Source organism: Ideonella sp. WA131b (genome assembly GCA_023657425.1).
Taxonomy (GTDB): domain Bacteria; phylum Pseudomonadota; class Gammaproteobacteria; order Burkholderiales; family Burkholderiaceae_C; genus Rubrivivax.
In genome coordinates, this window is sequence record JAGTJW010000002.1 from 317,117 (window position 1) to 341,800 (window position 24,684).

24 protein-coding genes are annotated in these 24,684 nt (G+C 68.8%); 9 read left to right on the forward strand and 15 right to left on the reverse strand.

Annotated features, from left to right (window positions below; all coding sequences use genetic code 11):
• Positions 1-16: 16 nt before the first annotated feature.
• The 10 genes from dnaQ to KA711_11570 form a co-directional block, all read right to left on the reverse strand.
• Positions 17-748 carry a DNA polymerase III subunit epsilon gene (gene dnaQ / locus KA711_11525; protein ID MCM0609600.1) on the reverse strand — a complete coding sequence of 244 codons (732 nt, stop codon included), beginning with the start codon at positions 746-748 and terminating at the stop codon, positions 17-19.
• A 280-nt stretch (positions 749-1,028) separates the two neighbouring features.
• A complete protein-coding gene (locus tag KA711_11530) occupies positions 1,029-1,841 on the reverse strand; it encodes a prolipoprotein diacylglyceryl transferase (protein ID MCM0609601.1) in 813 nt (270 codons plus the stop codon).
• Between the two features lie 83 nt (positions 1,842-1,924).
• Positions 1,925-2,656, reverse strand: coding sequence for an ABC transporter ATP-binding protein (locus tag KA711_11535; GenBank protein MCM0609602.1), 732 nt, complete (start codon positions 2,654-2,656; stop codon positions 1,925-1,927).
• A 7-nt stretch (positions 2,657-2,663) separates the two neighbouring features.
• The gene (locus tag KA711_11540) at positions 2,664-3,464 is read right to left on the reverse strand and encodes an ABC transporter ATP-binding protein (protein MCM0609603.1); all 801 of its coding nucleotides are present in this window, start codon (positions 3,462-3,464) and stop codon (positions 2,664-2,666) included.
• Entirely contained in the window at positions 3,461-4,579 is a 1,119-nt protein-coding gene (locus tag KA711_11545) for an ABC transporter ATP-binding protein (GenBank protein MCM0609604.1), read from the reverse strand. The genes KA711_11540 and KA711_11545 overlap by 4 nt, the downstream gene beginning before the upstream one ends.
• 21 nt (positions 4,580-4,600) lie before the next feature.
• Complete coding sequence (locus KA711_11550) at positions 4,601-5,524, reverse strand: branched-chain amino acid ABC transporter permease (protein MCM0609605.1); 924 nt, start codon at positions 5,522-5,524, stop codon at positions 4,601-4,603.
• A gap of 65 nt (positions 5,525-5,589) precedes the next feature.
• Positions 5,590-6,945, reverse strand: coding sequence for a replication-associated recombination protein A (locus KA711_11555; protein MCM0609606.1), 1,356 nt, complete (start codon positions 6,943-6,945; stop codon positions 5,590-5,592).
• 14 nt (positions 6,946-6,959) lie between these two features.
• Positions 6,960-7,589 (reverse strand): outer membrane lipoprotein chaperone LolA, encoded by a 630-nt coding sequence (gene lolA / locus KA711_11560; protein MCM0609607.1) that lies wholly within the window; start codon positions 7,587-7,589, stop codon positions 6,960-6,962.
• Positions 7,586-9,907: a DNA translocase FtsK 4TM domain-containing protein gene (locus KA711_11565; protein ID MCM0609608.1), complete on the reverse strand. Its 2,322-nt coding sequence runs from the start codon at positions 9,905-9,907 to the stop codon at positions 7,586-7,588. The genes lolA and KA711_11565 overlap by 4 nt, the downstream gene beginning before the upstream one ends.
• A gap of 46 nt (positions 9,908-9,953) precedes the next feature.
• Entirely contained in the window at positions 9,954-10,622 is a 669-nt protein-coding gene (locus KA711_11570) for a Crp/Fnr family transcriptional regulator (protein MCM0609609.1), read from the reverse strand.
• A gap of 187 nt (positions 10,623-10,809) precedes the next feature.
• On the opposite strand from KA711_11570, the gene trxB reads away from it, so the two are divergent.
• The 3 genes from trxB (at position 10,810) to rpmG (ending at position 12,352) form a co-directional block, all read left to right on the forward strand.
• Complete coding sequence (gene trxB / locus KA711_11575) at positions 10,810-11,769, forward strand: thioredoxin-disulfide reductase (protein ID MCM0609610.1); 960 nt, start codon at positions 10,810-10,812, stop codon at positions 11,767-11,769.
• Between the two features lie 159 nt (positions 11,770-11,928).
• Positions 11,929-12,162 carry a 50S ribosomal protein L28 gene (gene rpmB / locus KA711_11580; GenBank protein MCM0609611.1) on the forward strand — a complete coding sequence of 78 codons (234 nt, stop codon included), beginning with the start codon at positions 11,929-11,931 and terminating at the stop codon, positions 12,160-12,162.
• Positions 12,163-12,181: 19 nt separating this feature from the next.
• Positions 12,182-12,352, forward strand: coding sequence for a 50S ribosomal protein L33 (gene rpmG / locus KA711_11585; GenBank protein MCM0609612.1), 171 nt, complete (start codon positions 12,182-12,184; stop codon positions 12,350-12,352).
• 145 nt (positions 12,353-12,497) lie between these two features.
• Here rpmG and KA711_11590 read toward each other — a convergent pair whose 3' ends face one another.
• The 3 genes from KA711_11590 to KA711_11600 form a co-directional block, all read right to left on the reverse strand.
• Positions 12,498-13,688, reverse strand: a complete 1,191-nt coding sequence (locus KA711_11590; GenBank protein MCM0609613.1) for a branched-chain amino acid ABC transporter substrate-binding protein — start codon at positions 13,686-13,688, stop codon at positions 12,498-12,500.
• Positions 13,689-13,763: 75 nt separating this feature from the next.
• The gene (locus tag KA711_11595) at positions 13,764-14,243 is read right to left on the reverse strand and encodes a DNA polymerase III subunit chi (GenBank protein MCM0609614.1); all 480 of its coding nucleotides are present in this window, start codon (positions 14,241-14,243) and stop codon (positions 13,764-13,766) included.
• 13 nt (positions 14,244-14,256) lie between these two features.
• Entirely contained in the window at positions 14,257-15,714 is a 1,458-nt protein-coding gene (locus KA711_11600) for a leucyl aminopeptidase (protein MCM0609615.1), read from the reverse strand.
• Positions 15,715-15,741: 27 nt separating this feature from the next.
• On the opposite strand from KA711_11600, the gene lptF reads away from it, so the two are divergent.
• The 5 genes from lptF to KA711_11625 all read left to right on the forward strand — a co-directional run bounded on the left by lptF (position 15,742) and on the right by KA711_11625 (position 20,775).
• Positions 15,742-16,842 (forward strand): LPS export ABC transporter permease LptF, encoded by a 1,101-nt coding sequence (gene lptF / locus KA711_11605; protein ID MCM0609616.1) that lies wholly within the window; start codon positions 15,742-15,744, stop codon positions 16,840-16,842.
• Entirely contained in the window at positions 16,839-17,963 is a 1,125-nt protein-coding gene (lptG, locus tag KA711_11610; protein ID MCM0609617.1) for an LPS export ABC transporter permease LptG, read from the forward strand. The genes lptF and lptG overlap by 4 nt, the downstream gene beginning before the upstream one ends.
• A 24-nt stretch (positions 17,964-17,987) precedes the next feature.
• Entirely contained in the window at positions 17,988-18,374 is a 387-nt protein-coding gene (locus tag KA711_11615; protein ID MCM0609618.1) for a CbiX/SirB N-terminal domain-containing protein, read from the forward strand.
• Complete coding sequence (locus KA711_11620) at positions 18,371-19,327, forward strand: CysB family HTH-type transcriptional regulator (GenBank protein ID MCM0609619.1); 957 nt, start codon at positions 18,371-18,373, stop codon at positions 19,325-19,327. The genes KA711_11615 and KA711_11620 overlap by 4 nt, the downstream gene beginning before the upstream one ends.
• A gap of 281 nt (positions 19,328-19,608) precedes the next feature.
• Positions 19,609-20,775: a pyridoxal phosphate-dependent aminotransferase gene (locus KA711_11625; GenBank protein ID MCM0609620.1), complete on the forward strand. Its 1,167-nt coding sequence runs from the start codon at positions 19,609-19,611 to the stop codon at positions 20,773-20,775.
• A 36-nt stretch (positions 20,776-20,811) separates the two neighbouring features.
• Here KA711_11625 and KA711_11630 read toward each other — a convergent pair whose 3' ends face one another.
• Both KA711_11630 and KA711_11635 read right to left on the reverse strand, forming a co-directional pair.
• On the reverse strand, positions 20,812-22,914 hold the full coding sequence (locus KA711_11630; protein ID MCM0609621.1) for a hypothetical protein: 2,103 nt from the start codon (positions 22,912-22,914) through the stop codon (positions 20,812-20,814).
• A 189-nt stretch (positions 22,915-23,103) separates the two neighbouring features.
• The gene (locus tag KA711_11635; GenBank protein MCM0609622.1) at positions 23,104-23,889 is read right to left on the reverse strand and encodes a class II aldolase/adducin family protein; all 786 of its coding nucleotides are present in this window, start codon (positions 23,887-23,889) and stop codon (positions 23,104-23,106) included.
• Between the two features lie 59 nt (positions 23,890-23,948).
• On the opposite strand from KA711_11635, the gene KA711_11640 reads away from it, so the two are divergent.
• The gene (locus KA711_11640) at positions 23,949-24,662 is read left to right on the forward strand and encodes a Crp/Fnr family transcriptional regulator (protein ID MCM0609623.1); all 714 of its coding nucleotides are present in this window, start codon (positions 23,949-23,951) and stop codon (positions 24,660-24,662) included.
• The last annotated feature ends 22 nt before the right edge of the window (positions 24,663-24,684 follow it).

Consider the following 24,684-nt stretch of genomic DNA (forward strand, 5'->3'; position numbering starts at 1 on the left):
TCCGGGTAGCCCGGCATTATGCCACGGCCGAGGGCAGCTCGTTCGGACGCCAGACCGCGCCCTGCTTGCAGGCCTTGTCCAGCTCGCGCAGCAACTCGTCATGTGCCTTCCGTTCAGGGCCGCTCGCCTCGAGCAGCGGCAGCACGAGGGCGCGCAGGTCGGACGAAACCTCCTCGCTGCGCGCGCCCCCCAAGGGCGATGCCCCTTCCGCGGAATCGACAACCAGCGAGTCCTGTCCACGCGTCATCGCCAGGTACGCCTGGGCCAGCAGGTCGGCGTCGATCAGCGCTCCGTGAAGGTCGCGCCCGGAGGTGTCGACCCCCAGCCGTCGGCACAGCGCATCCAGAGAATTGCTCTTGCCTGGGTACTGCTCGCGGGCCATGAGCAGGCTGTCGGTGACCTGCGCGCAGTGCTCCGAGAAACGCGGGCGACCCAGCCGGTAGAGCTCGGCATCGAGAAAGGCGAGGTCGAAAGCGGCGTTGTGGATGATCACCTCGGCGCCGTTCACGAAGGCCAGCAGTTCGTCGACCACGACCGCAAACGCCGGTTTGTCGGCCAGGAAGTCGTCAGTGATGCCGTGCACCCGCACCGCGTCGGGGTGGCTGCTGCGCCCGGGGTTCACATAGTGGTGAAAGCGGCGGTCGCTGAAACGGCGGTTGTCGAGCTCGATGCAGGCGACTTCGATGATGCGGTCTCCCTGCTCGGCCGACAGGCCGGTGGTTTCGGTATCAAGAAAAATCTGGCGCATGGCGGCATGCTAGGAGCGTGGGCGGCAGAAATCCAGCCCCGCGTTGGGCCGACTTCGGGGCCCAGGCCAGGCGCCGCGCGCAGCCCGGGCTGTGCGCCCGGGCCAGCGTGGCAACGCCGCATGGGCCCCGAAATCGGCCCAACCCGAGGGGCCGGGGCGGCCAAAGCCGCTGGCGGGTGTTGCGCCGCTGGCGCGGGCGTCAAGCCCGCGCTGCGCGACGCGCCTACGCCAGTGGCTTTGGCCGCCCCGGCGCGGGGCTGGATTTCTGCCGCCCACGCTCCTAGGAGCGTGGGCGGCTGGCGGGCTGCCGGCCGCACCAAAGCCACAGCGCCACGCCGCCCCCGATCATGGGCAGGCACAGCCACTGGCCCATGCTCATGCCCAGGGCCAGGATGCCCAGGAAGCTGTCGGGCTCGCGGAAGAACTCGGCCACAAAACGCAGCACACCGTAGCCCACGAGGAAGGCAGCCGCCACCTGGCCGCGGGCACGCTCGCGCTGGCCATACCACCACAGCAGCGCGAACAGCAGCAGGCCCTCGAGCAGGAACTGGTAGATCTGCGAGGGGTGCCGCGGCAGCGCGCCGCCACTCTGCGGGAACACCATCGCCCAGGGCAGCGCGGGGTCGGCGGCGCGGCCCCAGAGCTCGCCGTTGATGAAGTTGCCGATGCGGCCCGAGGCCAGGCCGGTGGGCACGCAGGGCGCCACGACGTCCATCATCTCGAGAAAGGGCCGCCCGCGCGAGCGCGCCCACAGCGCCAGCGAGACGATCACGCCCAGCATGCCGCCGTGGAAGCTCATGCCCCCCTTCCAGAGCATGAAGATCTCCACCGGGTTGGCGAGGTACTGGCCGGGCTTGTAGAAAAGCGCATAGCCCACGCGGCCGCCCACGACGCCGCCGATCACCCCCCAGAAGAGCAGGTCCTCGACGTCACGGCGCGTCCAGCCGCGCGCGGCGAACTGCGGCAGCGCCACGCGGCGCGTACCCAGCCACCAGAACAGGCCGAATGCCACGAGGTAGGTGAGGCCGTACCAGTGCACGGCCAACGGGCCGATCGCGATGGCGACGGGGTCGAACTGCGGGTGCTGGAGCATGTGCTCGGGCGCCAGGCGGCGCCAGGGGCGGCAACGGGATCCCGATTCTCACCCGGCGGGGCGACGGCACGCCATGCGACGCTCTACTCGCCCAGGTAAGCGGCCCGCACCTTGGGATCGGCCAGCAGCGCCTTGGCCTCACCCGACATGGTGACCTCGCCGGACTCCATCACGTAGCCGCGGTCCGCCAGACCCAGCGCGCGGCTGGCGTTCTGCTCCACGAGCAGAACCGTGGTGCCGCGGCTGTGGATGTCGGCGACGACCTCGAAGATCTTGTCCACCATGATGGGCGAAAGGCCCATGCTGGGCTCGTCGAGCAACAGCACCTTGGGCTGCGCCATGAGCGCGCGACCCATGGCCAGCATCTGCTGCTCGCCGCCGCTCATCGTGCCGGCCAGCTGCGTGGCGCGCTCTTTCAGCCGCGGGAAGATGCCGAAGACGCGCTCGATGTCGGCGGCGATGCCGTCCTTGTCGTTGCGCACGAAAGCGCCCATCTGAAGGTTCTCGACGATGGTCATGCGCGTGAACACGCCCCGACCCTCCGGCACCATCACCAGGCCCTGCTTGACAAGATCCCAGGCGCCCTGCCCCTTGATGGACTTGCCGAGGTAGTGGATCTCGCCGTCGGCCACCGGCAGCGTGCCGGTCACGGCCTTCAGCGTGGTGGTCTTGCCGGCGCCGTTGGCGCCAATCAGGCTGACGAGTTCGCCCTGCCGGACCTCGAAGCTCACGCCCTTGACGGCCTGGATGCCACCGTAGGCGACCTTCAGGCCGCTGACCTTGAGCAGGGCCGCGCCCTTGTCGCTGGACGTCATCGAATCCTCAATGCGCTGCGTGACCGGCGCCCAGGTAGGCCTCGATCACCTTCTCGTTCTTCTGCACCTCGGCGGGCGTGCCTTCGGCGATCTGTTTGCCGTAGTCGAGCACGGTGACGCGGTCACACAGGCCCATCACCAGCTTCACATCGTGCTCGATGAGCAGGATGGTGCGGCCGTCCTTGCGGATGCGGTCGATCAGCTCGCGCAGCACCACCTTCTCGGTGGCGTTCATGCCGGCGGCGGGCTCGTCAAGGGCCATCAGCTTGGGCTCGGTGGCCAGCGCGCGGGCGATCTCCAGGCGCCGCTGGTCGCCGTAGCTCAGTGTGCGCGCACGGTACTCGGCATAGCGCCCGATGCCGACGTAATCGAGCAGTTCCTGAGCCCGTTGCGTAATCGCAGCCTCTTCGGCCTTGAATCCGGCGGTGCGGAAGATGGCGCCCGCCAGACCCGACTTCGTGCGCACGTGGCGGCCGACCATCACGTTCTCGAGCGCCGTCATCTCGGGGAAGAGGCGGATGTTCTGGAAGGTGCGCGCGATACCCTGGCGCGCCACTTCATGCACCGCCGAGGGCTCATAAGGGGCGCCGCCAAGCTCGAAACTGCCGCCGTCGGGGGTGTACAGCCCGGTGATGACGTTGAAGAAAGTCGTCTTGCCCGCGCCGTTGGGGCCGATCAGGCCATACACCTGGCCGGCGCGGATGGTGACGCCGACATCGGACAACGCCTGCAGGCCGCCGAAGCGCTTGCTCACGCCGGCGACCTTGAGGACGACCTCGCCCGTGAGGGTGCTGTGCGGGGTGCTCATGCCTTGGTCGTTCCGACAGGTCCGGGTTGCGCCGCCGCCTTGCCATGCTCACGCGCCGGCCACAGACCTCGCGGCCGCAGCAACATGATGGAGATCATGGCCAGCGCAATGAGAAGTTGGCGCAGGATGGATGCATCGAGACGCCCTCCCGTCATCTGCTGGAGTGGGCCCGACACCGCGCGCAGCACCTCGGGCAGCGCTGCCAGCAGAAGAGCCCCGAGCACCACGCCGGGCAGGTGGCCCATGCCGCCGAGCACGACCATGGCCACGATCATCACGCTCTCCATGAGGCTGAAGCTTTCGGGGCTGACGAAGCCCTGGAAGGCCGCGAACATGCTGCCGCTGACCCCACCGAAGGTGGCACCCATGCCGAAGGCCAGCAGCTTCATGTTGCGGGTGTTGATGCCCATGGCCTTGGCGGCGATCTCGTCTTCGCGGATCGCCATCCAGGCGCGGCCGATGCGGCTGGTCTCGAGACGGTGACAGATGACGACGCTCACCACCACCAGGGTCAGGAACAGGTAGTAGTACAGCGTGACGGACGGGATCGAAAAGCCGCCCACGACCAGCGGCTTGCCGAAGTTGACCCATGGGTCGGCAGCCGGTCCGATGGTCATCGGGTCGATGCGGTCCAACCCCCGCGGCCCATTGGTGATGTTCACCGGGTGCTCGAGGTTGTTCAGGAACACGCGGATGATCTCGCCGAAGCCCAAGGTGACGATGGCCAGGTAGTCGCCCCGCAACTTGAGCACCGGCGTGCCCAGCAGAACACCGGCGATGGCCGCCAGCCCCGCGGCGAGCGGGATCACCATCCAGATTGGCGTGTGCAGCCCGTTCGGGAACATCGCGGCGATGGCCGGGAAGGTCTCGAAGAGGTGCGGGCTGGCCAGCAACGCGTACATGTACGCGCCCACCGCGTAAAACGCGACGAAGCCCAGGTCCAGCAGACCGGCGTAGCCAACGACGATGTTCAGGCCCAGCGCGAGCAGCACGTACAGCAGCGCCGTGGCCAGGATGCGGATCCAGAAATTGCCCATGCCCACGGACTGCATCAGCAGCGGCAGCGCCAACAGCGCCAGTGCGCACAGCACGAAGACCACGATCTTGGTGTGCATCGACTGCATCGCGGCTCTCCCTCAGGCGCGGTCGGCCACGCGCTCGCCGAGCAGGCCCTGCGGCCTGAGCGTGAGCACGAGGATCAGCGCCACGAAGGCGAAGATGTCGGCGTAGTGGCTGCCGAGCACGCCGCCGGTGAGCGCGCCCAGATAACCGGCACCCAGAGCCTCCACCAGACCCAGCAGCAGGCCGCCCACCACGGCGCCGGCCAGGTTACCGATGCCCCCCAGCACCGCGGCCGTGAAGGCCTTGAGGCCCGGCAGGAAGCCCATGGTGTGCTGCACCGTGCCGTAGTTGGCCGCCCACATGATGCCGGCTACCGCGGCGAGCACCGCACCGATCACGAAGGTGGCCGAGATCACGAGGTCGGGCTTGACCCCCATGAGCGCCGCCACGCGCGGGTTCTCTGCCGTGGCGCGCATGGCGCGGCCGAGCTTGGTCCGGTTGACGATGTACATCAGCACCGCCAGCACGATGGCCGTGACGCCCAGGATGAGGATCTGCGTCACCGTGATCACCGGGCCGCCCAGGTTGATCGGCTCGGTGGGCAGCAGCTGCGGATAGGGCTTGGGGTTGGGCTTCCAGAGGATCATGGCGATGGTCTGCAGCAGCAGGCTGATGCCCATGGCGGTGATCAGCGGCGCCAGCCGCGGCGCGTTGCGCAAGGGGCGGTAGGCCAGCTTCTCGATCGAGAAGTTGAGCGCCGCGCACACCACCACGGCACAGCCCATCGACATCAGCATCAGCGCCCACCCCGGCAGCCCGGTGTCCACCAGCAGCGTCACCACCGTCCAGCTGGTGAGGGCGCCGAACATCAGCACCTCTCCGTGCGCGAAGTTGATGAGGTTGATGATGCCGTACACCATGGTGTAGCCCAGGGCCACGAGGGCGTACATGCTGCCCAGGACCAGACCGTTGATGATCTGCTGGAGGAATGTTTCCATGCGTGGGGATCTCCGTTGACCGGGGAGTCATGCAAGAACCCGGCCCGGGGTAGACGGCGCGGATTCTAGGTGTCGGTCGCGGGGTCCTCGGCCGGGGGTTTGCGAGCGGCTTCCGCGTCGCGGCGGCGGAGTTCGGCGAGCTTGTCGGCGATGCGCAGCTCCAGGCCCCGGGGCAGCGGCTCATAGTAGCGGCGGCCGGCCAGGTGTGGCGGCAGATAGGTCTCGCCGGCTGCGTAGCCTTCCTCCTCGTCGTGGGCGTAGCGATAACCCGTGCCGACGCCGAGAGACTTCATCAGCGCCGTGGGCGCGTTGCGCAGGTGCATGGGCACCGGGTGGGTGCCGTCGCGGCCCACCTGCTCGCGCAGCGCGCCCCAGGCCTTGTAGACGGCGTTGGACTTGGGCGCCACGGCCAGGTAGGCTGCAGCCTGCGCCAGGGCCAATTCGCCCTCGGGCGAGCCCAGGCGCTCGAATGCTGCCGCGGCATCGAGGCACATCGCGAGCGCGCGTGGGTCGGCCAGGCCGATGTCCTCGCTGGCCATGCGCACCAGGCGGCGCGCGGCATAACGCGGATCCATGCCGGCGTCAAGCATGCGTGCCAGCCAGTACAACGCCGCATCGGGGTCGGAGCCACGCACACTCTTGTGCAGGGCCGAGATGAGGTCGTAGAAGACGTCGCCACCCTTGTCGCCGCGCCGCAGCAGCTTGCCCAGGGCGGCCTCCAGTTGCACCGGGCCCAGCGTGGTGGCGCCAGGGTGGGCGGCCACGGCGCTCTCGTAGGCGTTGAGCAGGCGGCGGCCGTCGCCATCGGCAAAGGCGATGAGCTGCGCGCTCGCAGTCTCGTCGGGTTGCGGGCCCTGGATGGCGGCCTGCGCGCGCGTGAGCAGTTCGCCGAGCTCGGTCTCATCCAGCGGTTCGAGCACAAACACCGCCGCGCGCGACAGCAGCGCGGCGTTGACCTCGAAGCTCGGGTTTTCGGTGGTGGCGCCGATGAAGCTGAACAGCCCGGCCTCGACGTGCGGCAGGAAGGCATCCTGCTGCGACTTGTTGAAACGGTGCACCTCATCAACGAACAGAACCGTCGCCCTGCCCTGGCGCGCCAGGCGCTGGGCCTGCTCAACGGCCTCGCGGATCTCCTTCACGCCCGAGAGCACGGCCGACAGCACGATGAAATGCGCGCCCGTGGCGCCGGCCAACAGCCGCGCCAGTGTCGTCTTGCCCACACCCGGCGGGCCCCACAGGATCATCGACGGCAGCCGTGCGGCATCGAAGGCCACGCGCAGCGGCTTGCCCGGCGCGAGCAGATGGCGCTGGCCCACCACCTCGTCCAGCGTGCGCGGTCGCAGGCGCTCGGCCAGCGGCACCGTGACCGAGGACGGCGTGCCGGCCGCCAGCGTCTCGTCGAAAAGGCCGTCCTGCGCCATGCGCCTGGCCCCAGTTACTGCTCGACGAGTTCGGCGCCCGGCGGCACGGCGAAGCGGAAGCGCTCCGCCGGCAGCGCCACGTTGGCCTCGAAGCGCGAAAACACCAGCCGCGACCGTTGGCCGAAGCCGTCCTGCACCTCGATGACGGCGAGCTCGTTGCCGCGGAAGCCCACGCGCATCCACTCGAAGGCGCCGTCGCGCGCCTGTGGCGTGGCGCGCACCCAGTCCAGGCCCTCGGCCGAGGGCTCGGCGCGCAGGCCGAAAGCCGGCTCCAGCGCGCCGCCGGCCAGAAGTGCGGCCGGAGTGGATGCCAGCGCCTGCCCGAGCGGGCGAGAGCTCACCTGATTGAGGTCGGGATCGTGCATCCAGACCTTCTGGCCGTCGGACACCAGCGTCTGCTCGAAAGGCTTGCGGTAGACGAAACGGAAACGATCCGGCCGCGCGAAGGCGAACTCGCCGCTGCTGCTGCGGCGGCGCTGGCCATCGGGCGAGGTGACGGTCTGCGTGAACAGCGCCTGGCCCGAGCGCGTGTCGCGCACGAAGGCGCGCAGCCGCTCGGCGGCGTCCTGCGCACGGGCGGCCGGCGCCAGCGCCAGGCCGGCAGCCAGCAGCAGCGCGCGGCGGGAGACCGGGTGGCGCTTCATTCGTCGCGTTTGGGCACCAGGATGTCGCGGTTGCCGTTGTGGCCCATGGGCGACACGAGACCGGCCTGCTCCATCTGCTCGAGCAGCCGCGCGGCGCGGTTGTAGCCGATGCGCAGGTGGCGCTGCACCAGCGAGATGCTGGCGCGCTTGTGCTGCAGCACCACGGCCACGGCCTGGTCGTACATCGAGTCGCCTTCGCCGCCGCCCGTGGCCGCTCCGCCGCCGCCCTGGGCCGCGTCGCCTTCGCCGTCGAGCACGCCGCCTTCGAGGATGCCCTCCACGTAGTTGGGCTCGCCCTGCTGCTTGAGGTAGTCCACCACGCGGTGCACTTCGTCGTCGGACACGAAGGCGCCGTGCACGCGCACCGGCAGCCCGGTGCCGCTGGCCATGTAGAGCATGTCGCCCATGCCCAGCAGCGCCTCCGCGCCCATCTGGTCCAGGATCGTCCGGCTGTCGATCTTGCTGCTGACCTGAAAGCTCATGCGCGTGGGGATGTTGGCCTTGATGAGGCCCGTGATCACGTCCACGCTCGGCCGCTGGGTTGCCAGGATCAGGTGGATGCCGGCGGCACGTGCCTTCTGCGCCAGCCGCGCGATCAGCTCCTCGATCTTCTTGCCGACCACCATCATCAGATCGGCCAACTCGTCGATCACCACCACCACGTGCGGCAGGCGCTCCAAGGGCTCAGGTTCGTCGGGCGTCAGACTGAACGGGTTGCCGAGCTTCTCACCGCGCTCGGCGGCCTCGGCGATCTTCTTGTTGTAGCCGGCAAGGTTGCGCACGCCCAGCTTGCTCATCAGCTTGTAGCGGCGCTCCATCTCGCCCACGCACCAGTTCAGCGCGTTGGCGGCCTGCTTCATGTCCGTCACCACCGGGGCCAGCAGGTGCGGGATGCCCTCATAGACGCTCATCTCGAGCATCTTGGGGTCGATGAGGATCAAGCGCACGTCGCGAGCCTCGGCCTTGTAGAGCAGGCTCAGGATCATCGCGTTGATGCCGACCGACTTGCCCGATCCCGTGGTGCCTGCCACCAGGCAATGCGGCATCTTCGCCAGGTCCGCCACCACCGGGTGGCCGACGATGTCCTTGCCCAGGCCCATGGTCAGCATCGAGGCGCTGGCGTTGTAGACCTCGCTGCCCAGGATCTCCGAGAGTCGGATGGTCTGCCGGCGCGCGTTGGGCAGCTCCAGCGCCATGTAGTTCTTGCCCGGGATGACCTCGACGACGCGGATGCTCACCAGGCTCAGGCTGCGCGCCAGGTCCTTGGCAAGGTTGACGATCTGCGCGCCCTTCACACCCGTGGCAGGCTCGATCTCGTAGCGCGTGATGACCGGGCCGGGGCTGGCCGCCACCACGCGCACCTCGACACCAAAGTCCTTGAGCTTCTTCTCGATGAGCCGGCTGGTCATCTCCAGCGACTCGGGCGTGACGGTCTCCTGGCGGTTGCCCGCCACGTCGAGCAGGTCCACTTGCGGCAGCCTGGTGTCGGTGAGTTCGGCGAAGAGCGGCTGCTGGCGTTCCTTGGCCACGCGGGCCGAGGGCACCGGCGGCGCAGCCGGCGGCGTGACGACCAGCGGCGGGTGTTCGTCGATCGCATCGCGTTCCTCGACGACGCCGAGCTCGCGCTCGCGCGCCGCGAGCTCGCCCAGGCGCAGGTCCTCTGCGCGCTCGCGATTCTCGGCCCTTCGCTCGCGAAGGTGATCGACCCAAGCGCCCAGCGACTCCATCACCGCCAGCCACGAGAAACGCAGGGCCAGCGAGGCTCCACCCAACAGCGCCACGATCCACAGCACGCCCGAACCGGCGAAGCCGAGCCACTGCATCGACAGCGGGCCCAGCCACCAGCCCAGCACGCCGCCGGCATGCCCCGGAAGAGCAAGCTCGAAGCGGTACAAGCGGGTCCACTCCAGCGCGCAGCTGGCCGCCAGCAACAGCAGCATGCCCGCCAGCACCCGCAGGTGCCCGGGTCCGGGCGGCCTCGGCTGCCTGCGCAGACTGCGCGCCAGCGCCCACAGCCAGGCACGCAAACCCACCGGCACCAACCACCAGGCCGACCAGCCGAAAAGGAACAGCGCCAGGTCGGCTGCCCTCGCACCCACGAGGCCGACCGCGTTGCTCACCGGCTCGCCGCTGCCAGAGGTGGAGAACGCCGCGTCGCCAGCATGGCGGGTTGCCATCGCCAACAAGAACAACAGCCACGCCAGGCCACCAAGCGTCAACGCGACCTTGCGACGCCAGGGCAGCGCCACGCCGGATTCCGGCGCGTCACCGTCGTCGTGCCCGAGGTCGCCCTGAAGCGAGCCGAGTGGAAAGCTCATGGGCGGCATTCTGGCCGATGCCGCGGCCAGCCCAGCGACGCCAGCTTCAATCGTTCGTCAGCCGTTCCTTGATGACAACCGAACCGCTCTCCTGCGTCTCGATCACGCCGCGCTCCTCGAGATCCTTCATCACGCGGCTGACCATCTCGCGTGAGGCGCCCACCACCTTGGCCATGTCCTGACGGCTGACTTTGTGGCGCACGATCCTGAGGCCATCGATGTCCTCGGCCATGTCAAGAAGCGTGCGCGCGACGCGCCCGTAAACGTCCAGCAGTGCCAGGCTCTCGATCTGCCGGTCGGCGTTGCGCAGCCGCTTCACCAAGCCGCGCAGCACGCCATAGGCAAGCGTGCTGTTCTCGGGGAGGCAGCGCACGAAGTCGGCGCGGGCGAGCACCAGCATGTCGGTCTGTATCTCGGCACGCACGGTCGCGCTATGCGGCTCGTTGTCGATCAGGCTCATCTCGCCGACGTAGTCGCCCGACTGCAGCACTGCCAGGATGACTTCGCGGCCGCGGTTGTCGGCCGTGAGCACACGGGCACGGCCGTTGAGCAATATGAACAGGGCGTTGCTCTTGCATCCCATCTCGACGACCAGTTCGCCCCGTCGGAAACGCCTCTTCCCGACGCTGTCGGCGATCGCCCGGGCCTGATCGGCCGTCAGCATCGAGAACAGCGGGACTCGCCGGATCAGATCCAGGTTGGACAACATCGACACGCAGGGCTCCCATTTTCTGTAGCAGGCCGCACCCCCCGCAGGACAAGCATGCGGTCTGCAAGAATCGGTCTTGAACGTCACTCTATTGTGCCCATGGCAGGGCGTGCAACCCACGGGTGCGCACCCAAGCTCATGATCCGTTCCTCACCCGAGCGACGCGCCATCTTCACACGCATCCGCACCGACCATGCCCAACGCCCCGCTCCACGCCCGCGTCCTGATCCTCGGTTCCGGTCCCGCAGGCTATACCGCCGCCATCTACGCCGCGCGTGCCAACCTCAAACCGGTTCTGGTGACCGGCATCGCGCAGGGCGGCCAGCTGATGACCACCACCGACGTTGACAACTGGCCGGCCGATGTGCACGGCGTGCAGGGTCCCGAGCTGATGCAGCGGTTCCTGGAGCACGCCGAGCGCTTTGACACCAGCCTGGTGTTCGACCATGTCAACGAGGTGGATCTGCGCCAGCGCCCGTTCAGGCTCAAGGGCGACAGCGGCAGCTACACCTGCGACACGCTGATCATCGCCACCGGCGCCAGCGCCAAGTACCTGGGCCTGCCCAGCGAGGAAGCCTTCATGGGCAAGGGCGTGAGCGGCTGCGCCACCTGCGACGGATTCTTCTACCGCGGCGACACCGTGTGCGTCGTCGGCGGCGGGAACACGGCGGTGGAAGAGGCGCTGTACCTGTCCAACATTGCCGACAAGGTGCATCTGGTGCACCGCCGCGACAAGTTCCGCGCCGAGGCCATCATGGTCGACAAGGTCATGGCCAAGGTAGCGGCCGGCAAGATCGAGCTGCACCTGTGGCATACGCTTGACGAGGTGCTGGGCGACGACTCCGGCGTCACCGGCGTGCGCCTGAAGAGCACGCGGGGGGGTGCGGTCAAGGACCTGGCGCTCAAGGGCTGCTTCATCGCGATCGGCCACCAGCCCAACACCGACATCTTCAAGGGCCAGCTCGAGATGAAGGACGGATACATCGTCACCCGGACCGGACTGGACGGCATGGCCACGATGACCAGCGTGCCCGGCGTCTTTGCCGCGGGCGACGTACAGGACCACGTCTACCGCCAGGCCATCACTTCGGCGGGCACAGGCTGCATGGCGGCGCTGGACGCGCAGCGCTTCCTGGAGCAGCAGGAGGCCTAAGCGCCCGCTCGCGCTATACTTGCAGGCTTTGCCGGCCTTTGGTAGCCCGGCTCGGGAAACCGCCACCCGCTCATGGCGAGGTCAAGCCGCAACACACCACCGTCGGGCTGGTTCAGTCCTTCAGGCCCCGGGGTGCCGGCTGTTCGTGGAGATGTGACGATGTCACGCGTCTGCCAAGTCACGGGCAAGGGCCCGATGGTGGGGAACAATGTGTCCCATGCCAACAACAAGACCAAGCGCCGGTTCCTGCCGAACCTGCAGTACCGCCGCTTCTGGGTCGAGAGCGAGAACCGTTTCGTGCGCCTTCGGGTCACGAATGCCGCCCTGCGTCTGATCGACAAGAAGGGCATCGACGTCGTCCTGGCCGACCTGCGCGCGCGCGGCGAAGCCTGATCAGCGAAGGAGCATCACCATGGCCAGCAAAGGCGGACGCGAGAAGATCAAGCTGGAGTCGACGGCCGGCACCGGGCACTTCTACACCACGAGCAAGAACAAGAAGACCACGCCCGAGAAGCTCGAGTTCCTGAAGTTCGACCCCAAAGCGCGCAAACACGTGCTTTACAAGGAAGTGAAGCTGAAGTAAGTCGCTTCGGCGGTTTCCCCTGCAGACCCGCCCGGATGCCCTGTCCCGGCGGGTTTTCAGTTGCCCGGCGACACCCGCAGACGGGTGGGCGCCATGAAAAAAGCTCCCCGCAGGGAGCCCTCTTCAGCACGGCGTTCGTTGCTGGTCAGCGCACGATGCCCAGCGACTCCTTCTTGCCACCCTTGTAGGTGTAGAGCGTCAGGGCGCCGTTCTTGATGTCGCCCTTCTCATCGAAAGCGATCTTGCCCGTCACGCCCTGGTACTCGATGGCCTTCAGCGCCGGCAGATACTTCTTGGGGTCGGCCGAGTCGGCCTTCTGCATCGCGGAAACCATGGTCATCACGGCGTCGTACACGTACGGCGCGTAGATCTGCACGTCGGCGTTGAACTTGGCCTTGAAGTCAGCCTCGAACTTCTCCATCGCGGGCTTGCCGGCCTCGTCGATGCCACCGGCTTCGGCGCACACGACCTGGCCGTCGCGCATGGCGCCAGCCGCCAGCTTGGGCAGCTCGCCCGAGCAGATGCCGTCACCGCCCATGAACTTGGCGTTGATGCCCAGCTGCTTCATCTGGCGCATCATCGGGCCGGCCACGGCGTCCATGCCACCGAAAAACACGACGTCGGGCTTCTTGGCCTTGAGGCTGGTCAGAATGCCGGTGAAATCGGTGGCCTTGTCGCTGGTGAACTCACGGCCCACCACGCTGCCACCCGCGGCAGCGACGCCCTTCTCGAACTCGTCGGCGACACCCTGGCCGTAGGCCGTGCGGTCATCGATGACGGCGATGCTCTTGCCCTTGAGTTCGGTGACGGCGTACTTGCCCAGCGTGCCGCCGAGGTGCACGTCGTCAGCCACCACGCGAAACGCCGTGGCGTAGCCCTGGCGGGTGTACTTGGGGTTGGTGGCGGAGGGGCTGATCTGCGGAATGCCGGCGTCGCTGTAGATCTTGGAAGCCGGGATCGTGGTGCCGCTGTTCAGGTGCCCAATGACGCCGTGGACCTTGGCATCGGCCAGCTTCTGCGCCACGGCCGTCCCCTGCTTCGGGTCGGCGGCATCATCTTCGGCCAACAGCTCGAAGCTGACCTTCACGCCCTGGATCGTCAACCCCTTGGCATTGAGCTCGTCGATCGCCATGCGGGCGCCGTTCTCGTTGTCCTTGCCCAGGTGCGCGATGGCGCCGCTGGTGGGAGCGACATGGCCGATCTTGATGGTGGTGGCCGCCGGTGCGGGCGCGGCAGCGGGGGTGGCGGCCGGCGCAGGCGTCGCATCTTCCTTTTTGCCGCAAGCGGCAAGCAGCGCGACGGTCATCGCCGAGGCGGCGACAAGCTTGAGATTCATCAAGGGATCCTCCTGGGGGGACGAAAAAACGTTCGGATTGTAGGCGCGCCGCGCGCCGCGCCATCCGGACAAGCTCTAGCCGCTGCGCGGACCCGGCGCCGTTGCGCGCCCGTCGAAGCGCACCACCGGCCTCAGCCCTCGCTCCTTGTAGGCCCGCCAGCGCAGTCGCCCGCCGTCGACTTCGTCAGGCTGCTGCGACACCAACTCGATCAGGCGCTCGCAACCGTCCAGGAGCCCAGGCGCATCGGCGCCAAGATTGACCCACACGCCGGGACATGGCGCGGCGTCGCAGGCTGCGCGGGTCTCGGCAAAGCCGGACACGACCCACAGTGGGCTGCGCCGCCACACGGTGTCAGCCACGCCGAGCCTGGCGTGCGCCAGGAACTCGCGGGCTTCGAAGCTCCAGAACTGGCGCGACATTGCCTCCCAGCGGGGCGAGACGACGCAAACCCGGCTGCCCGCACGCAGCGCCTTCCGCACCAGGCGCATGGCGTGGTCCAGCGGCTCGGCCAGCCCGGTGTGGAACTCCACCTCCACGCCACGCGCTCCCGGCACAGGGTAGCGACGCTCAGCGCACGCGGCCGAGCACGAAGTGCGTCAACAGCGGCACCGGGCGGCCGGTCGCGCCCTTGGCTGCGCCGCTCTTCCAGGCGGTGCCGGCGATGTCGAGGTGCGCCCAGCACAGCTTGCCGGCGAAGCGCTTGAGGAACATCGCTGCGGTCACGGCGCCGCCGGCGCGGCCGCCGACGTTGCCCATGTCGGCGAAGTGGCTCTTCAGGGCCTCGTCGTACTCGTCGTCCAGCGGCAAGCGCCAGGCGGGATCGAAGGCCGCGTCGCCGGCGGCCTGCAGCTCGGCGGCCAGGGCGTCGTCGGGGCTGAACAGCCCGCTGCGGTGGTGCCCTAGCGCGATCACGCAGGCTCCGGTGAGGGTGGCAATGTCCACCACCGCGGCTGGCTTGAAGCGCTCGGCGTAGGTGAGTGCGTCGCAAAGGATCAATCGGCCCTCGGCGTCGGTGTTCAGGATCTCGATGGTCTGGCCGCTCATGCTGGTGACAACATCGCCGGGCTTGACGGCGCGACCGCCGGGCATGTTTTCGGTGGCCACGACGATACCCACGAGGTTGACCTTGGCCTTGAGTCGAGCCACTGCCGCCATCGTGCCGAGCACGCTGGCCGCGCCACCCATGTCGAACTTCATCTCGTCCATCTCGGCCGCAGGCTTGAGGCTGATGCCGCCGGTGTCGAAGGTGACGCCCTTGCCGACCAGCACCAACGGCGCGTCGGCCTTGGCCCCGCCCATCCAGCGCATGACGATGAACTTGGGCGGCTGCTCCGAGCCCTGGGCCACCGCCAGGAAGGAGCCCATGCCGAGCTTCTGGCAGTCCTTGCGCTCCAGCACCTCGACCTTCAGACCGTGGCTGCGCGCCAGCGCCAGCGCCTGCTCGGCCAGGTGGGTGGGGGTGCAGTGGTTGCCGGGGCGATTGGCCCACTCGCGGGCCAGGGTCACGCCCTCTGCCAGGGCCTCGCCGGTGCGCAGGCCCGCGGCCACAGCGGCGGCCTCGGCCTTGTCGGCGCACAGCAGGCTGATCGTCTTCAGGCGCGAGGATGCCGGGGCACTGGGCTTGGTTTCGCGATAAAGGTACGTGGACTCGGAGGCCACCACCGCCAGTGCCTCGCCGTGACTGGCGTCGAGCGATCCGAATCCAGCCGTGCAAACGGCCAGCGTACGTGCGCCGCCGCCCTTGAGCACGCCCAGGCCAGCCACCAAAGCCCGCCGGAACGCACGCGTCGTACCCGCACCGGCGAAGGCGAAAGCCACGCGCGCGGCCTTCACGCCGGCCAGCCGGTGCGCATACAAGACCTGCCCGGGCTTGGCGTCGAGGTCGCCTTCGCGCAGAGCGCGCGCGAACTCGTCAGCCAGGGGAAGATCGAGCGCCGCAGCGGCTTCGGCCGACGCCACGATGACCAGCAGGGCATCGGCGGTGGCCGTCGAGGCCGAGCCGGCCGTCGTTGTCTTGAAGTCCATAATGGAACGAGTCAGGTAAAGCCGCAAATGATATTCGATTCGACCATCCGCAAGGAGTTGGCCCGGGGCTTCGGAGCCACCCTCGTGGTCATCCTGACCATCGTGCTTACCAACGCGCTGATCCGCTCGGTGGGCCAGGCCGCCAGTGGCAACGTGGCACCGCAGGACGTCGTGCTGCTGCTGGGCTACGTCACACTCGGGCAGTTGCCCACGCTGCTGTCGTTGTCGCTGTTCGTTGCCGTGGTGGTGGCGCTGTCTCGCATGTACCGCGACAGCGAGATGATCATCTGGTTCGCCAGCGGAGTCGGCATAGGCCGCTTCGTGCAGCCCGTGCTGCGCACGGCTTGGCCGGTGTTGCTGGTCGTGGCGCTCCTGGCGCTGTTCGTCTGGCCCTGGGGCAACCGCGCGAGCCTGGAACTGCGCGAGCGGTACCAGCAGCGCAGCGATCTCGCCCGCGTCACGCCTGGCGTGTTCCAGACCTCTTCGGACGGCAACCGCGTGTTCTTCGTTGAACGCGAAAGCCTGGACGGCGTGAACGCGCGCAACGTGTTCATCCTGACGCGCAGCGGCGCCACGGAGTCGGTCACCACGGCCCGTGCCGGGCGGCTCGAGCGTGACGGCAACGACCGCTTCCTGGTGCTCGAACGCGGCCAGCGAAACAGCGTCGACCTCGACCGCGGCGGGCGAGCGCTGGCCCGCTTCGAGAGCTACCGGCTGCTGACCGGCGAGCGCGCCGCGCACTCGGCGGAACAGCGCAGCCCGCGCACCGTACCGACGGCCGCGCTGCTGGCGCAACCCTCCCCACGCCACCAGGCCGAGCTCGCATGGCGCCTCGGCCTCGTGCTGGGTGCAGGCAACCTGATGCTGCTGGGCATCGCGCTGGCGGCTGCCCAGCCTCGGCGGGCCAGCAACTGGAATCTGCTGTTCGCGCTGCTGGCCTTCGTCGTGTACTACAACCTGATCAATCTCACCCAGTCCTGGGTGGCCAGCGACCGCGTCAGTCTCGGCGCCGCGCTGGCCGGCCTGCACGGCGGCGTGTTCGCGCTGGCGCTGGCGATGCTGTGGTGGCGCGACCATGCCAGCGTGACGCGCTGGCCCGGGCGGCGCCGCACGGTGACCGCACCATGAAGACCATACGCGCGCTGCTGTACCGCGACATCGTGGCCTCTGTGCTGTTCGTGGCGCTGGCCTTCCTGTCTCTGTTCTTCTTCGTCGACTTCGTCGACGAGCTCGAGAGCGTGGGCCAGCGCGGCCGGACGGCCTGGCACGCCGGGCAGGCGGCGCTTCTCGAGCTGCCCGGGCACCTGTACGAGCTGCTGCCGATTGCGGTGCTGATCGGCAGCATCTACACGCTGTCGCGACTGGCCCAGACTTCGGAGTTCACGATCCTGCGCACAGGCGGACTCGGGCCTGGGCGGGCCTTGCAACTGCTGGCGGTGCTCGGCGTGGCTTTCGGCATCGTCACCTTCGTCGTCGGGGACTTCATCGCGCCATGGGCGGAACGCCAGGGCGTGCAACTCAAGGCGCGATTCGCAGGCGGGCTGGCGATCGGTGGCGCCGGCGCCTGGCTCAAGGAACGGCGCGACGCCGCGGCCGGAACGACCGCCCAGGGGCGCAACGTCTCGGTCAACGTCGCGGCCACCGGCAGCGGCGGTACGCTGATGGGGGTGCGCATCTTCGAGTTCGACGACGACGGTGCGCTGGTCCGGCGCATCTCCGCGCCGCAGGCCCGCGTGGGGAACAACGGCAGCTGGACGCTGGACGACGCCGAACTCACGCGATGGCCGAGCGCGCGCGAGCCCGGCCCGCTGCATCTGACGCTCACCCGCCACACCACCCTGACCTGGCCCAGCACCCTCGACGAACGCGTTGTGGCTGCTGCTGTGATGCCGGTGGCGACGATGAGCACACTGGAGCTGTGGCGCTACAGCCAGCATCTGAGCGACCAGGAGCAGGCCAGCCAGAACCAGCGCATCCGTTTTTGGCGCAAGGCGCTGTACCCGCTGTCTTGCCTGGTGATGATTGCATTGGCGTTGCCCTTCGCCTACCTGCATGCGCGCGCCGGAGGCGTGAGCCTGAAGGTCTTCGGCGGCATCATGCTGGGGATCAGCTTTGTCCTGCTGAACAATCTCACTGGCCACGTGGGCAACCTCCAGGACTGGACGCCCTGGGTGGCCGCTGCCGTGCCCAGCCTCGCGTACTTGTTGCTGTCGATGGCCGCGTTCGCGTGGCTGGTTCGTTACCGCTGATCCCGCCGCCCGCCCACCCAGCCCATGCACCCCGGATTGATTCTCTGTGCCCACGGCGCGCGGGACCCGCGTTGGGCCTCGCCGTTCGAGGCCGTGGCCGCCGCCGTGCGTGCGGCGCGGCCGGGGCTGCCGGTCCGCCTGGCCTTCCTGGAGTTCATGGCGCCCACGCTCCCCGAAGCGGGCGCCGAGCTGGCCGCGGCCGGCTGCACGCAGCTGACGGTGCTGCCGATGTTCCTCGGCGCCGGTGGCCACGTGCGCAAGGACCTGCCGCTGCTGATGAGCACGTTGAGCGCCGCGCACCCGGACCTGCAGGTGAGCCTGCTGCCCGCGGTGGGCGAGATCGACAGCGTCGTCGCAGCGATGGCCGCCGCCGCGTTGGCGCAGCTCCCACAGACGGGGGTGCGTCGATGAACCTGCAGCAGTTCCGCTTCGTCCAGGAGGCGGTGCGCCGCAACCTCAACCTCACTGAGACAGCCAAGGCACTGCACACCTCGCAGCCCGGCGTCAGCAAGGCCATCATTGAGCTCGAAGAGGAGCTCGGCGTCGAGATCTTCGCGCGCCACGGCAAACGCATCCGTCGCGTCACCGAGCCCGGCCTGCAGGTGCTGCGCTCGGTGGACATCATCCTGCGTGAGGTCGCCAACCTCAAGCGCATCGGGGAGGATTTCTCCAAGCAGGACGTCGGGCTGCTGTCGATCGCCACCACGCACACACAGGCACGCTACTTCCTGCCCGGCCCGGTGACCGAGCTTCGCCGTCGCTTCCCCAAGGTGCAGGTCCAGCTGCACCAGGGCATGCCCGAGCAGGTGGCGAGCATGCTGCTCGATGACGTGGCCGTGATGGGCATCGCCACCGAGGCGCTGGCCGGGCACGAAGGCCTGGTCACGCTTCCCTGCTACGAGTGGCAGCATGTGATGGTGGTGCCTGCGACGCACCCCTTGGCTGCCGTTGAACAACCCACGCTGGATCAGCTGGCGGCCGAGCCGCTGGTGCTGTACCACCCCACGGTGACCGGACGCACCCGCATCGACCAGGCCTTCGCGCGCCATCAGCTGAGCCCGCGGGTGGCCCTGGAGGCCATCGACTCCGACGTCATCATCACCTACGTGCGCCTGGGCCTGGGCGTCGGCATCGTGGCCGAAAGCGCCGTGGCCGCAACCTTGCCCAACGAACGGGCCGACCCCGGACTCGTGGTACGCCCTCTGGGCCACCTGTTCGGCAGCAACCTCGCGCGCGTGGCCTTCAAGCGCGGCGCCTGGCTGCGACGCTACGTCATCGCCTTCGCCGAGCTGCTGTCGCCGCGGCTGTCGCAAGCGCTGATCGAGCGTGCCATGCGGGGCGATGGCACCGACTACAAGCTCTAGGAGCGTGGGCGGCAGAAATCCAGCCCCGCGTTGGGCCGACTTCGGGGCCCAGGCCAGGCGCCGCGCGCAGCCCGGGCTGTGCGCCCGGGCCAGCGTGGCAACGCCGCATGGGCCCCGAAATCGGCCCAACCCGAAGGGCCGGGGCGGCCAAAGCCGCTGGCGGGTGTTGCGCCGCTGGCGCGGGCGTCAAGCCCGCGCTGCGCGACGCGCCTACGCCAGTGGCTTTGGCCGCCCCGGCGCGGGGCTGGATATCTGCCGCCCACGCTCCTAGGTCCGAACCCATGCCCGACAACGCCGTCCGCACGCCAGCCCTCGCCAGCCGCCTGCCGCAGGTGGGCACTACCATCTTCACCGTCATGTCGGCTCTGGCCGCCGAGCGTGGTGCCGTCAACCTGGGCCAGGGTTTCCCCGATTTCGACTGCGACCCGGCGCTGCTCGACGCCGTTCACGCGGCCATGCGCGAAGGGCTGAACCAGTACCCGCCCATGGCGGGTGTGCCGCTGCTGCGGCAGCGCGTGGCCGACAAGATCGCGGCACTGTACGACCGCCGGTATGACGCCGACAGCGAGATCACCATCACCGCCGGTGCCACGCAGGCCATCCTGACGGCCATCCTCGCCGTGGTCCACCCGGGCGACGAGGTGATCGTGCTCGAGCCCTGCTACGACAGCTACGCGCCGAACATCGAGCTCGCCGGCGGCCGGGTCGTGCGCGTACCGCTCACCCCGGGCAGCTTCCGCCCCGATTTCCAGCGGATCAGCGCAGCGCTCACGCCCCGCACTCGCCTGTTGATCGTAAACAGTCCACACAACCCCAGCGCCACGGTCTGGACGCAGGCCGACTGGCTGCAGCTGGCGGCGCTGCTCGCACCCACCGAGGCGCTGCTCGTCAGCGACGAGGTCTACGAGCACATGGTGTTCGACGCCCGGCCGCACATCAGCGCCAGCAGCGTGCCGGCCCTGGCCGCGCGCGCTTTCGTGGTGTCCAGCTTCGGCAAGACCTTCCACGTCACCGGCTGGAAGGTCGGCACTGTGGCCGCGCCGGCCGCGTTGACGACGGAGTTCCGCAAGGTCCACCAGTTCAACGTCTTCACCGTCAACACCCCAGTTCAGCACGGGCTGGCACGTTACCTGGCCGACCCGGCGCCCTACGCCACGCTTGCGGCCTTCTACCAGCGCAAGCGCGACCTCTTCCGGGACGGTCTGGCGGCGACGCGGCTGCGGCTTCTGCCCTGCGAAGGGAGCTACTTCCAGCTTGTGGACTACTCGGCGGTGAGCGATCTCGATGAACTCGGCTTCTGCCGCTGGCTCACCGCCGAGATCGGTGTCGCAGCGATCCCGCTGTCGGTGTTCTACGACGGCGGCCTGGATCAGAAGCTCGCGCGCCTGTGCTTCGCGAAGCGGGACGACACGCTGGCGCGTGCGCTGGAGCGGCTGGCGAGCTTGTAGCGGCGTGGTGGGTGGGCGGCAGAAATCCAGCCCACGCTAGGGTCGAAGACGCGACTTCTCTTCGAGCAGATCGGAAAGGCTCGTGTCCCGGTCGCCGCCGGTGAGGACGAAGTCCACGGGCGCATTGGTCAGACTGTCATCGGGCCGCATCGTGTCCTTGAAGGCGTCGTGGCCCAGCCGTCGAAGCGAGGCTGGAGCGGTGATGTCGTTGGCGCCGACGTCGGACATGGGCAGCAGCAGATCGACGCTGCCGGCATCCGCAACGTCGAGGTCGAGCAGGTCGCGCGCCAAGGCGTACAGGATCAGCACCTCGCGGTAGGCAGGCAGGTCGAACAGCTCGCCGCGGCTCTTGCGGTACAGCAATGCTTCAAGCTCTGCCACAGCGTCCAGCGGCCGCCCCCAGACCTGCTGCAGACGCGGGACGATGCCGGGGTAGTCTTCCAGCAAGCGGCCGCTGGTGAGATCGACACCCCACTGCGGCGCGTAGGCGTTGAAGCGCTGGTTGAAGCGCTGGCGCATGCGCTCATAGGCCGCGTGGTCGTCTCTGCGGTGGTGGATCTCCAGCAGCTTCAGGTAGGGCAGCGGACTGCCGCCACCGGTGCTGCGCAGATGCTCGGCCAGCAAGTTGACCGCGGCCTCGTCCTGACCCAGCACCATGAAGAACTCGGCCTGCTGCTCAAGGTCAAGCAGTTCCTCTATCGACACGTCGCGAGGCGACGCCTCGTTGCCACGTCCACCCCCCGGCTGCGTGTCGGCGCGGTTCAACGGTCTATCGGGCAAGCCGCCTGGCTCGAACAAGGCCACGGCCGGCGGTTGGCCAAGGAGATTCACATCAGCGTCTTGGCCAGGCAGTGTCTCGCTGCGCATGCCAGGAGGCAGCGTGGTCGGGGGCGGCGGCCAGGCCAGGGGTGGGGCCGCTGGCGGCCACCCGCGCTGAGCACCAGCGCTGGCTGCGGCCAGCTTGCGCCCGGCTTCCGTCACGGTGCCGCTCTCGGGGCTGCTGCTGACGGGGGAGCTGCCACCCTCCCGCGACATGAAGGCCACCGGCGCCGCCGGCATCCGGGACGACGGCGTTGCGTCGAGACCGCCCTGACCCGACAGCGATGTGTCGGGCCCGGCGCCGCCGAAGGCGTCGGCCTGCTGTTGCCACTGCTCGCGCTGTGCTGCCTGCACGCGGCCCAGGCGCCACGCCAGCCACGCCGCCACCGCGGCCAGCAGCAGCCAGGACAGCATCAGGGGCATCGTCCAGCGTGACGACGATTGGGCCTCGAGCAGCTGCCCGCTCAGCGAGGCAATCAGGTCGCGGCTGGCCGCACCCTCGCTGCGCAGCTGGGCCAACTCCAACTCAAGCGCCTCCACGCGCTGTGCCGAAGCCGAGGCGGCGTAAGCAGCCGCTTGCGCGGCACTGGCGGCCTGGGCGACGGCCGCCATGGCCTGCGCTACGGCATTGGGCTGCGATTTGCCGCTGCCGCGTCGGGGTGCGACCTCGGTCAGGTCAAGCTGCAGCCGCGGTGCCGCGCCGGCACGCTCCGCTTCGGCGCGCTGCCGGGTCTCGCGGGCAGCACGCTGTCGGGCCAGCCGCTCCTCGCTCAGCCGAGCCCGACGTGCCTCACGTGCAAGGTCCTGCTCCGCGGACAACGCAGCCGAGGGCGCGGTCCGCGGTGGTTCGGCAGGCGCTGCCGGCATCGCATCAACACCCCGCCCGGCTGACACGGCCGCCGAAACGACAGGCGGGCTGACTGCCAGGGCCTGAGTCGGCGACGGCGACGACATGCCCATGTCGGGGGGGTCGGCGAACACCACGTAGCTGCGGGCCATGCGGTTGCTGCAGATCACGACCAGTTGCACCTGCACGACGGGTTCGTCCACGTTGCCCTGGGTCTGCACCCGCACGCGTGCCGCCGTCGCGCTCGTCATGTCCACGAGAGTGCGCACCAGCGGCGGTGGAACGCGACGGTCGCCGATGACGACATCGGCCGACACGCACTCGGAGCTGAGGACCTCGCCCGGGTCGAGCCGGGCGGCCACTCCGAAGTTCAGGGGCTGGCCCAGCGTGGCGCCAGATTCAGCAGGACCAAGGCTCGCGGCGCCAGCCCCGCCTGCCATGGCCAGCAGACAGGCGGTCGCGTACCGGATCATGGCCCCGCCGGTGTTCCGTGCGAACCAGGGCCAGCGGCGATGCATCAGGTAAGTCTTGTGTCGAGTTACTTCAGCGAATTCACTCTAGCAGAAGGGTGCACGGAGCGCCGCAGGGGGCGAGGCCCTGCCTGGCAGCAGGAGCAGGATCGTGTCATCTTTCGTGGCCGGGCAGCCTGCGGCGTTCGGCACTCAGCGATCCCATCCCGGGTGATGGCATGCCAAACGCCGGAGCAGGCCCGGCCAAGCAATTTGTGCGCCAAGGCCGCGCGTGCCGGCGGCAGCCTGCTCTCGCGCGGTGGCCACGATGCCCGGATCGATGCCGATGAGCGCGCCGCCACCGGCCTGCGCACGCAACTGGATGCTGCACGAGGTCTCGAAGAAGTACATCGCCAGGAAGGCCTCGGCCACGCTGCGGCCCACCGCGAGCAGACCGTGGTTGCGCAGCATGAGGTGGGTGTTGGTGCCGAGGTCGGCCACGAGGCGCGGCTTCTCGTCATCGCGCAGTGCCACGCCTTCGTAGTTGTGATAACCGAGCGACGACAGCACGAAGATCGAGTGCTGCGAGATCGGCAGCAGCCCGCCCTTCTGCGCCGAGACCGCCACGCCGTTGATGGTGTGCGTGTGCAGCACACAGCCGGCGTCGTGGCGTGCGCCGTGCACGGCGCTGTGGATGACGAAGCCCGCGGGGTTCACGGCATGCGGCGTGTCGTCGAGCTTGACGCCGTGCGCATCGACCTTGACCAGGCTGGACGCCGTCATCTCCTCGAACATCAGGCCGTAGGGATTGATGAGGAAGGCGCCCGTGGGTTCACCGCGATCGTCGTCGACGCGGGCGCTGATGTGCGTGAAGACCAGGTCGTCCCATCCGAACAGCGCCACCAAGCGGTAGGCCGCGGCGAGGTCGCAGCGCAGCCGCCACTCCGCGTCGGCGATGTGGGTGGGGCGGACCGCGGCGGGCTCGGCGCTCGTGCTCATGGGCGACTCCGGAGAGGGCGACAATGCATGTTCCGCCCCTGTCGCTCGCACGACAAGCCATGAATACCCCGGTCCTTACACTCGACGAACAGCACAACATCGACAGCGGCGCGTGGTTCAGCAAGCTCTCGACCCCCTTACGAGCAGACATCTTGTCACGCGCCCGGGTGCGGCGCTTGGCCGACGCCGAACCCTTGGCCAGCCGTGGCGCGCCGGCCGAGGAGTGGTGCGCGGTGGCACGCGGCGCAGTGCGCATCAGCTCGGTGTCGCTGTCGGGCAAGCAGGTGACGCTCACCTACGCCGAGCCAGGCAGCTGGTTCGGCGACATCGCACTCTTCGACGGCCTGCCGCGCACGCACGATGCCGATGCGCACGGCCCGACGACGCTGCTCACCGTGCGCAAGACCGATTTCCGCGCGCTGCTGCAGCACCACGTGGAGCTGTACGACGCGCTGCTGCGACTGAACTGCCGCCGCCTGCGCCTGATGTTCGACAGCTTCGAGGACCTGAACACGCGCCCGCTGCAGGCGCGGCTGGCCAAGCAGCTGTTGCTGCTGGCGCGCAGCTACGGCGTCGCACATGGGTCCGACGGCAGCGAGATCCGCATCGGCCTGGCGCTGGCGCAGGAAGATCTGGCGCAACTGCTCGGTGCCTCGCGCCAGCGCGTCAATCAGGAGCTGAAGGGCTTCGAGCGCGAGGGCGCCCTGCGCGTGGAGCCGACGCGGCTGGTGGTGACCTCGCGCGAGAAGCTGATGGCTGCGGCCGAGCGTTGAAGACGCGCCCGCCACGCTTGAA

Excerpts from the sequence above, each read along its gene's own strand:
- dnaQ (MCM0609600.1), bottom strand. The coding sequence starts at position 748 with ATGCGCCAGATTTTTCTTGATACCGAAACCACCGGCCTGTCGGCCGAG.
- KA711_11530 (MCM0609601.1), bottom strand. The coding sequence starts at position 1,841 with ATGCTCCAGCACCCGCAGTTCGACCCCGTCGCCATCGCGATCGGCCCG.
- KA711_11535 (MCM0609602.1), bottom strand. The coding sequence starts at position 2,656 with ATGACGTCCAGCGACAAGGGCGCGGCCCTGCTCAAGGTCAGCGGCCTG.
- KA711_11540 (MCM0609603.1), bottom strand. The coding sequence starts at position 3,464 with ATGAGCACCCCGCACAGCACCCTCACGGGCGAGGTCGTCCTCAAGGTC.
- KA711_11545 (MCM0609604.1), bottom strand. The coding sequence starts at position 4,579 with ATGCACACCAAGATCGTGGTCTTCGTGCTGTGCGCACTGGCGCTGTTG.
- KA711_11550 (MCM0609605.1), bottom strand. The coding sequence starts at position 5,524 with ATGGAAACATTCCTCCAGCAGATCATCAACGGTCTGGTCCTGGGCAGC.
- KA711_11555 (MCM0609606.1), bottom strand. The coding sequence starts at position 6,945 with ATGGCGCAGGACGGCCTTTTCGACGAGACGCTGGCGGCCGGCACGCCG.
- lolA (MCM0609607.1), bottom strand. The coding sequence starts at position 7,589 with ATGAAGCGCCACCCGGTCTCCCGCCGCGCGCTGCTGCTGGCTGCCGGC.
- KA711_11565 (MCM0609608.1), bottom strand. The coding sequence starts at position 9,907 with ATGAGCTTTCCACTCGGCTCGCTTCAGGGCGACCTCGGGCACGACGAC.
- trxB (MCM0609610.1), top strand. The coding sequence starts at position 10,810 with ATGCCCAACGCCCCGCTCCACGCCCGCGTCCTGATCCTCGGTTCCGGT.
- rpmB (MCM0609611.1), top strand. The coding sequence starts at position 11,929 with ATGTCACGCGTCTGCCAAGTCACGGGCAAGGGCCCGATGGTGGGGAAC.
- rpmG (MCM0609612.1), top strand. The coding sequence starts at position 12,182 with ATGGCCAGCAAAGGCGGACGCGAGAAGATCAAGCTGGAGTCGACGGCC.
- KA711_11590 (MCM0609613.1), bottom strand. The coding sequence starts at position 13,688 with ATGAATCTCAAGCTTGTCGCCGCCTCGGCGATGACCGTCGCGCTGCTT.
- KA711_11600 (MCM0609615.1), bottom strand. The coding sequence starts at position 15,714 with ATGGACTTCAAGACAACGACGGCCGGCTCGGCCTCGACGGCCACCGCC.
- lptF (MCM0609616.1), top strand. The coding sequence starts at position 15,742 with ATGATATTCGATTCGACCATCCGCAAGGAGTTGGCCCGGGGCTTCGGA.
- lptG (MCM0609617.1), top strand. The coding sequence starts at position 16,839 with ATGAAGACCATACGCGCGCTGCTGTACCGCGACATCGTGGCCTCTGTG.
- KA711_11615 (MCM0609618.1), top strand. The coding sequence starts at position 17,988 with ATGCACCCCGGATTGATTCTCTGTGCCCACGGCGCGCGGGACCCGCGT.
- KA711_11620 (MCM0609619.1), top strand. The coding sequence starts at position 18,371 with ATGAACCTGCAGCAGTTCCGCTTCGTCCAGGAGGCGGTGCGCCGCAAC.
- KA711_11625 (MCM0609620.1), top strand. The coding sequence starts at position 19,609 with ATGCCCGACAACGCCGTCCGCACGCCAGCCCTCGCCAGCCGCCTGCCG.
- KA711_11630 (MCM0609621.1), bottom strand. The coding sequence starts at position 22,914 with ATGATCCGGTACGCGACCGCCTGTCTGCTGGCCATGGCAGGCGGGGCT.
- KA711_11635 (MCM0609622.1), bottom strand. The coding sequence starts at position 23,889 with ATGAGCACGAGCGCCGAGCCCGCCGCGGTCCGCCCCACCCACATCGCC.
- KA711_11640 (MCM0609623.1), top strand. The coding sequence starts at position 23,949 with ATGAATACCCCGGTCCTTACACTCGACGAACAGCACAACATCGACAGC.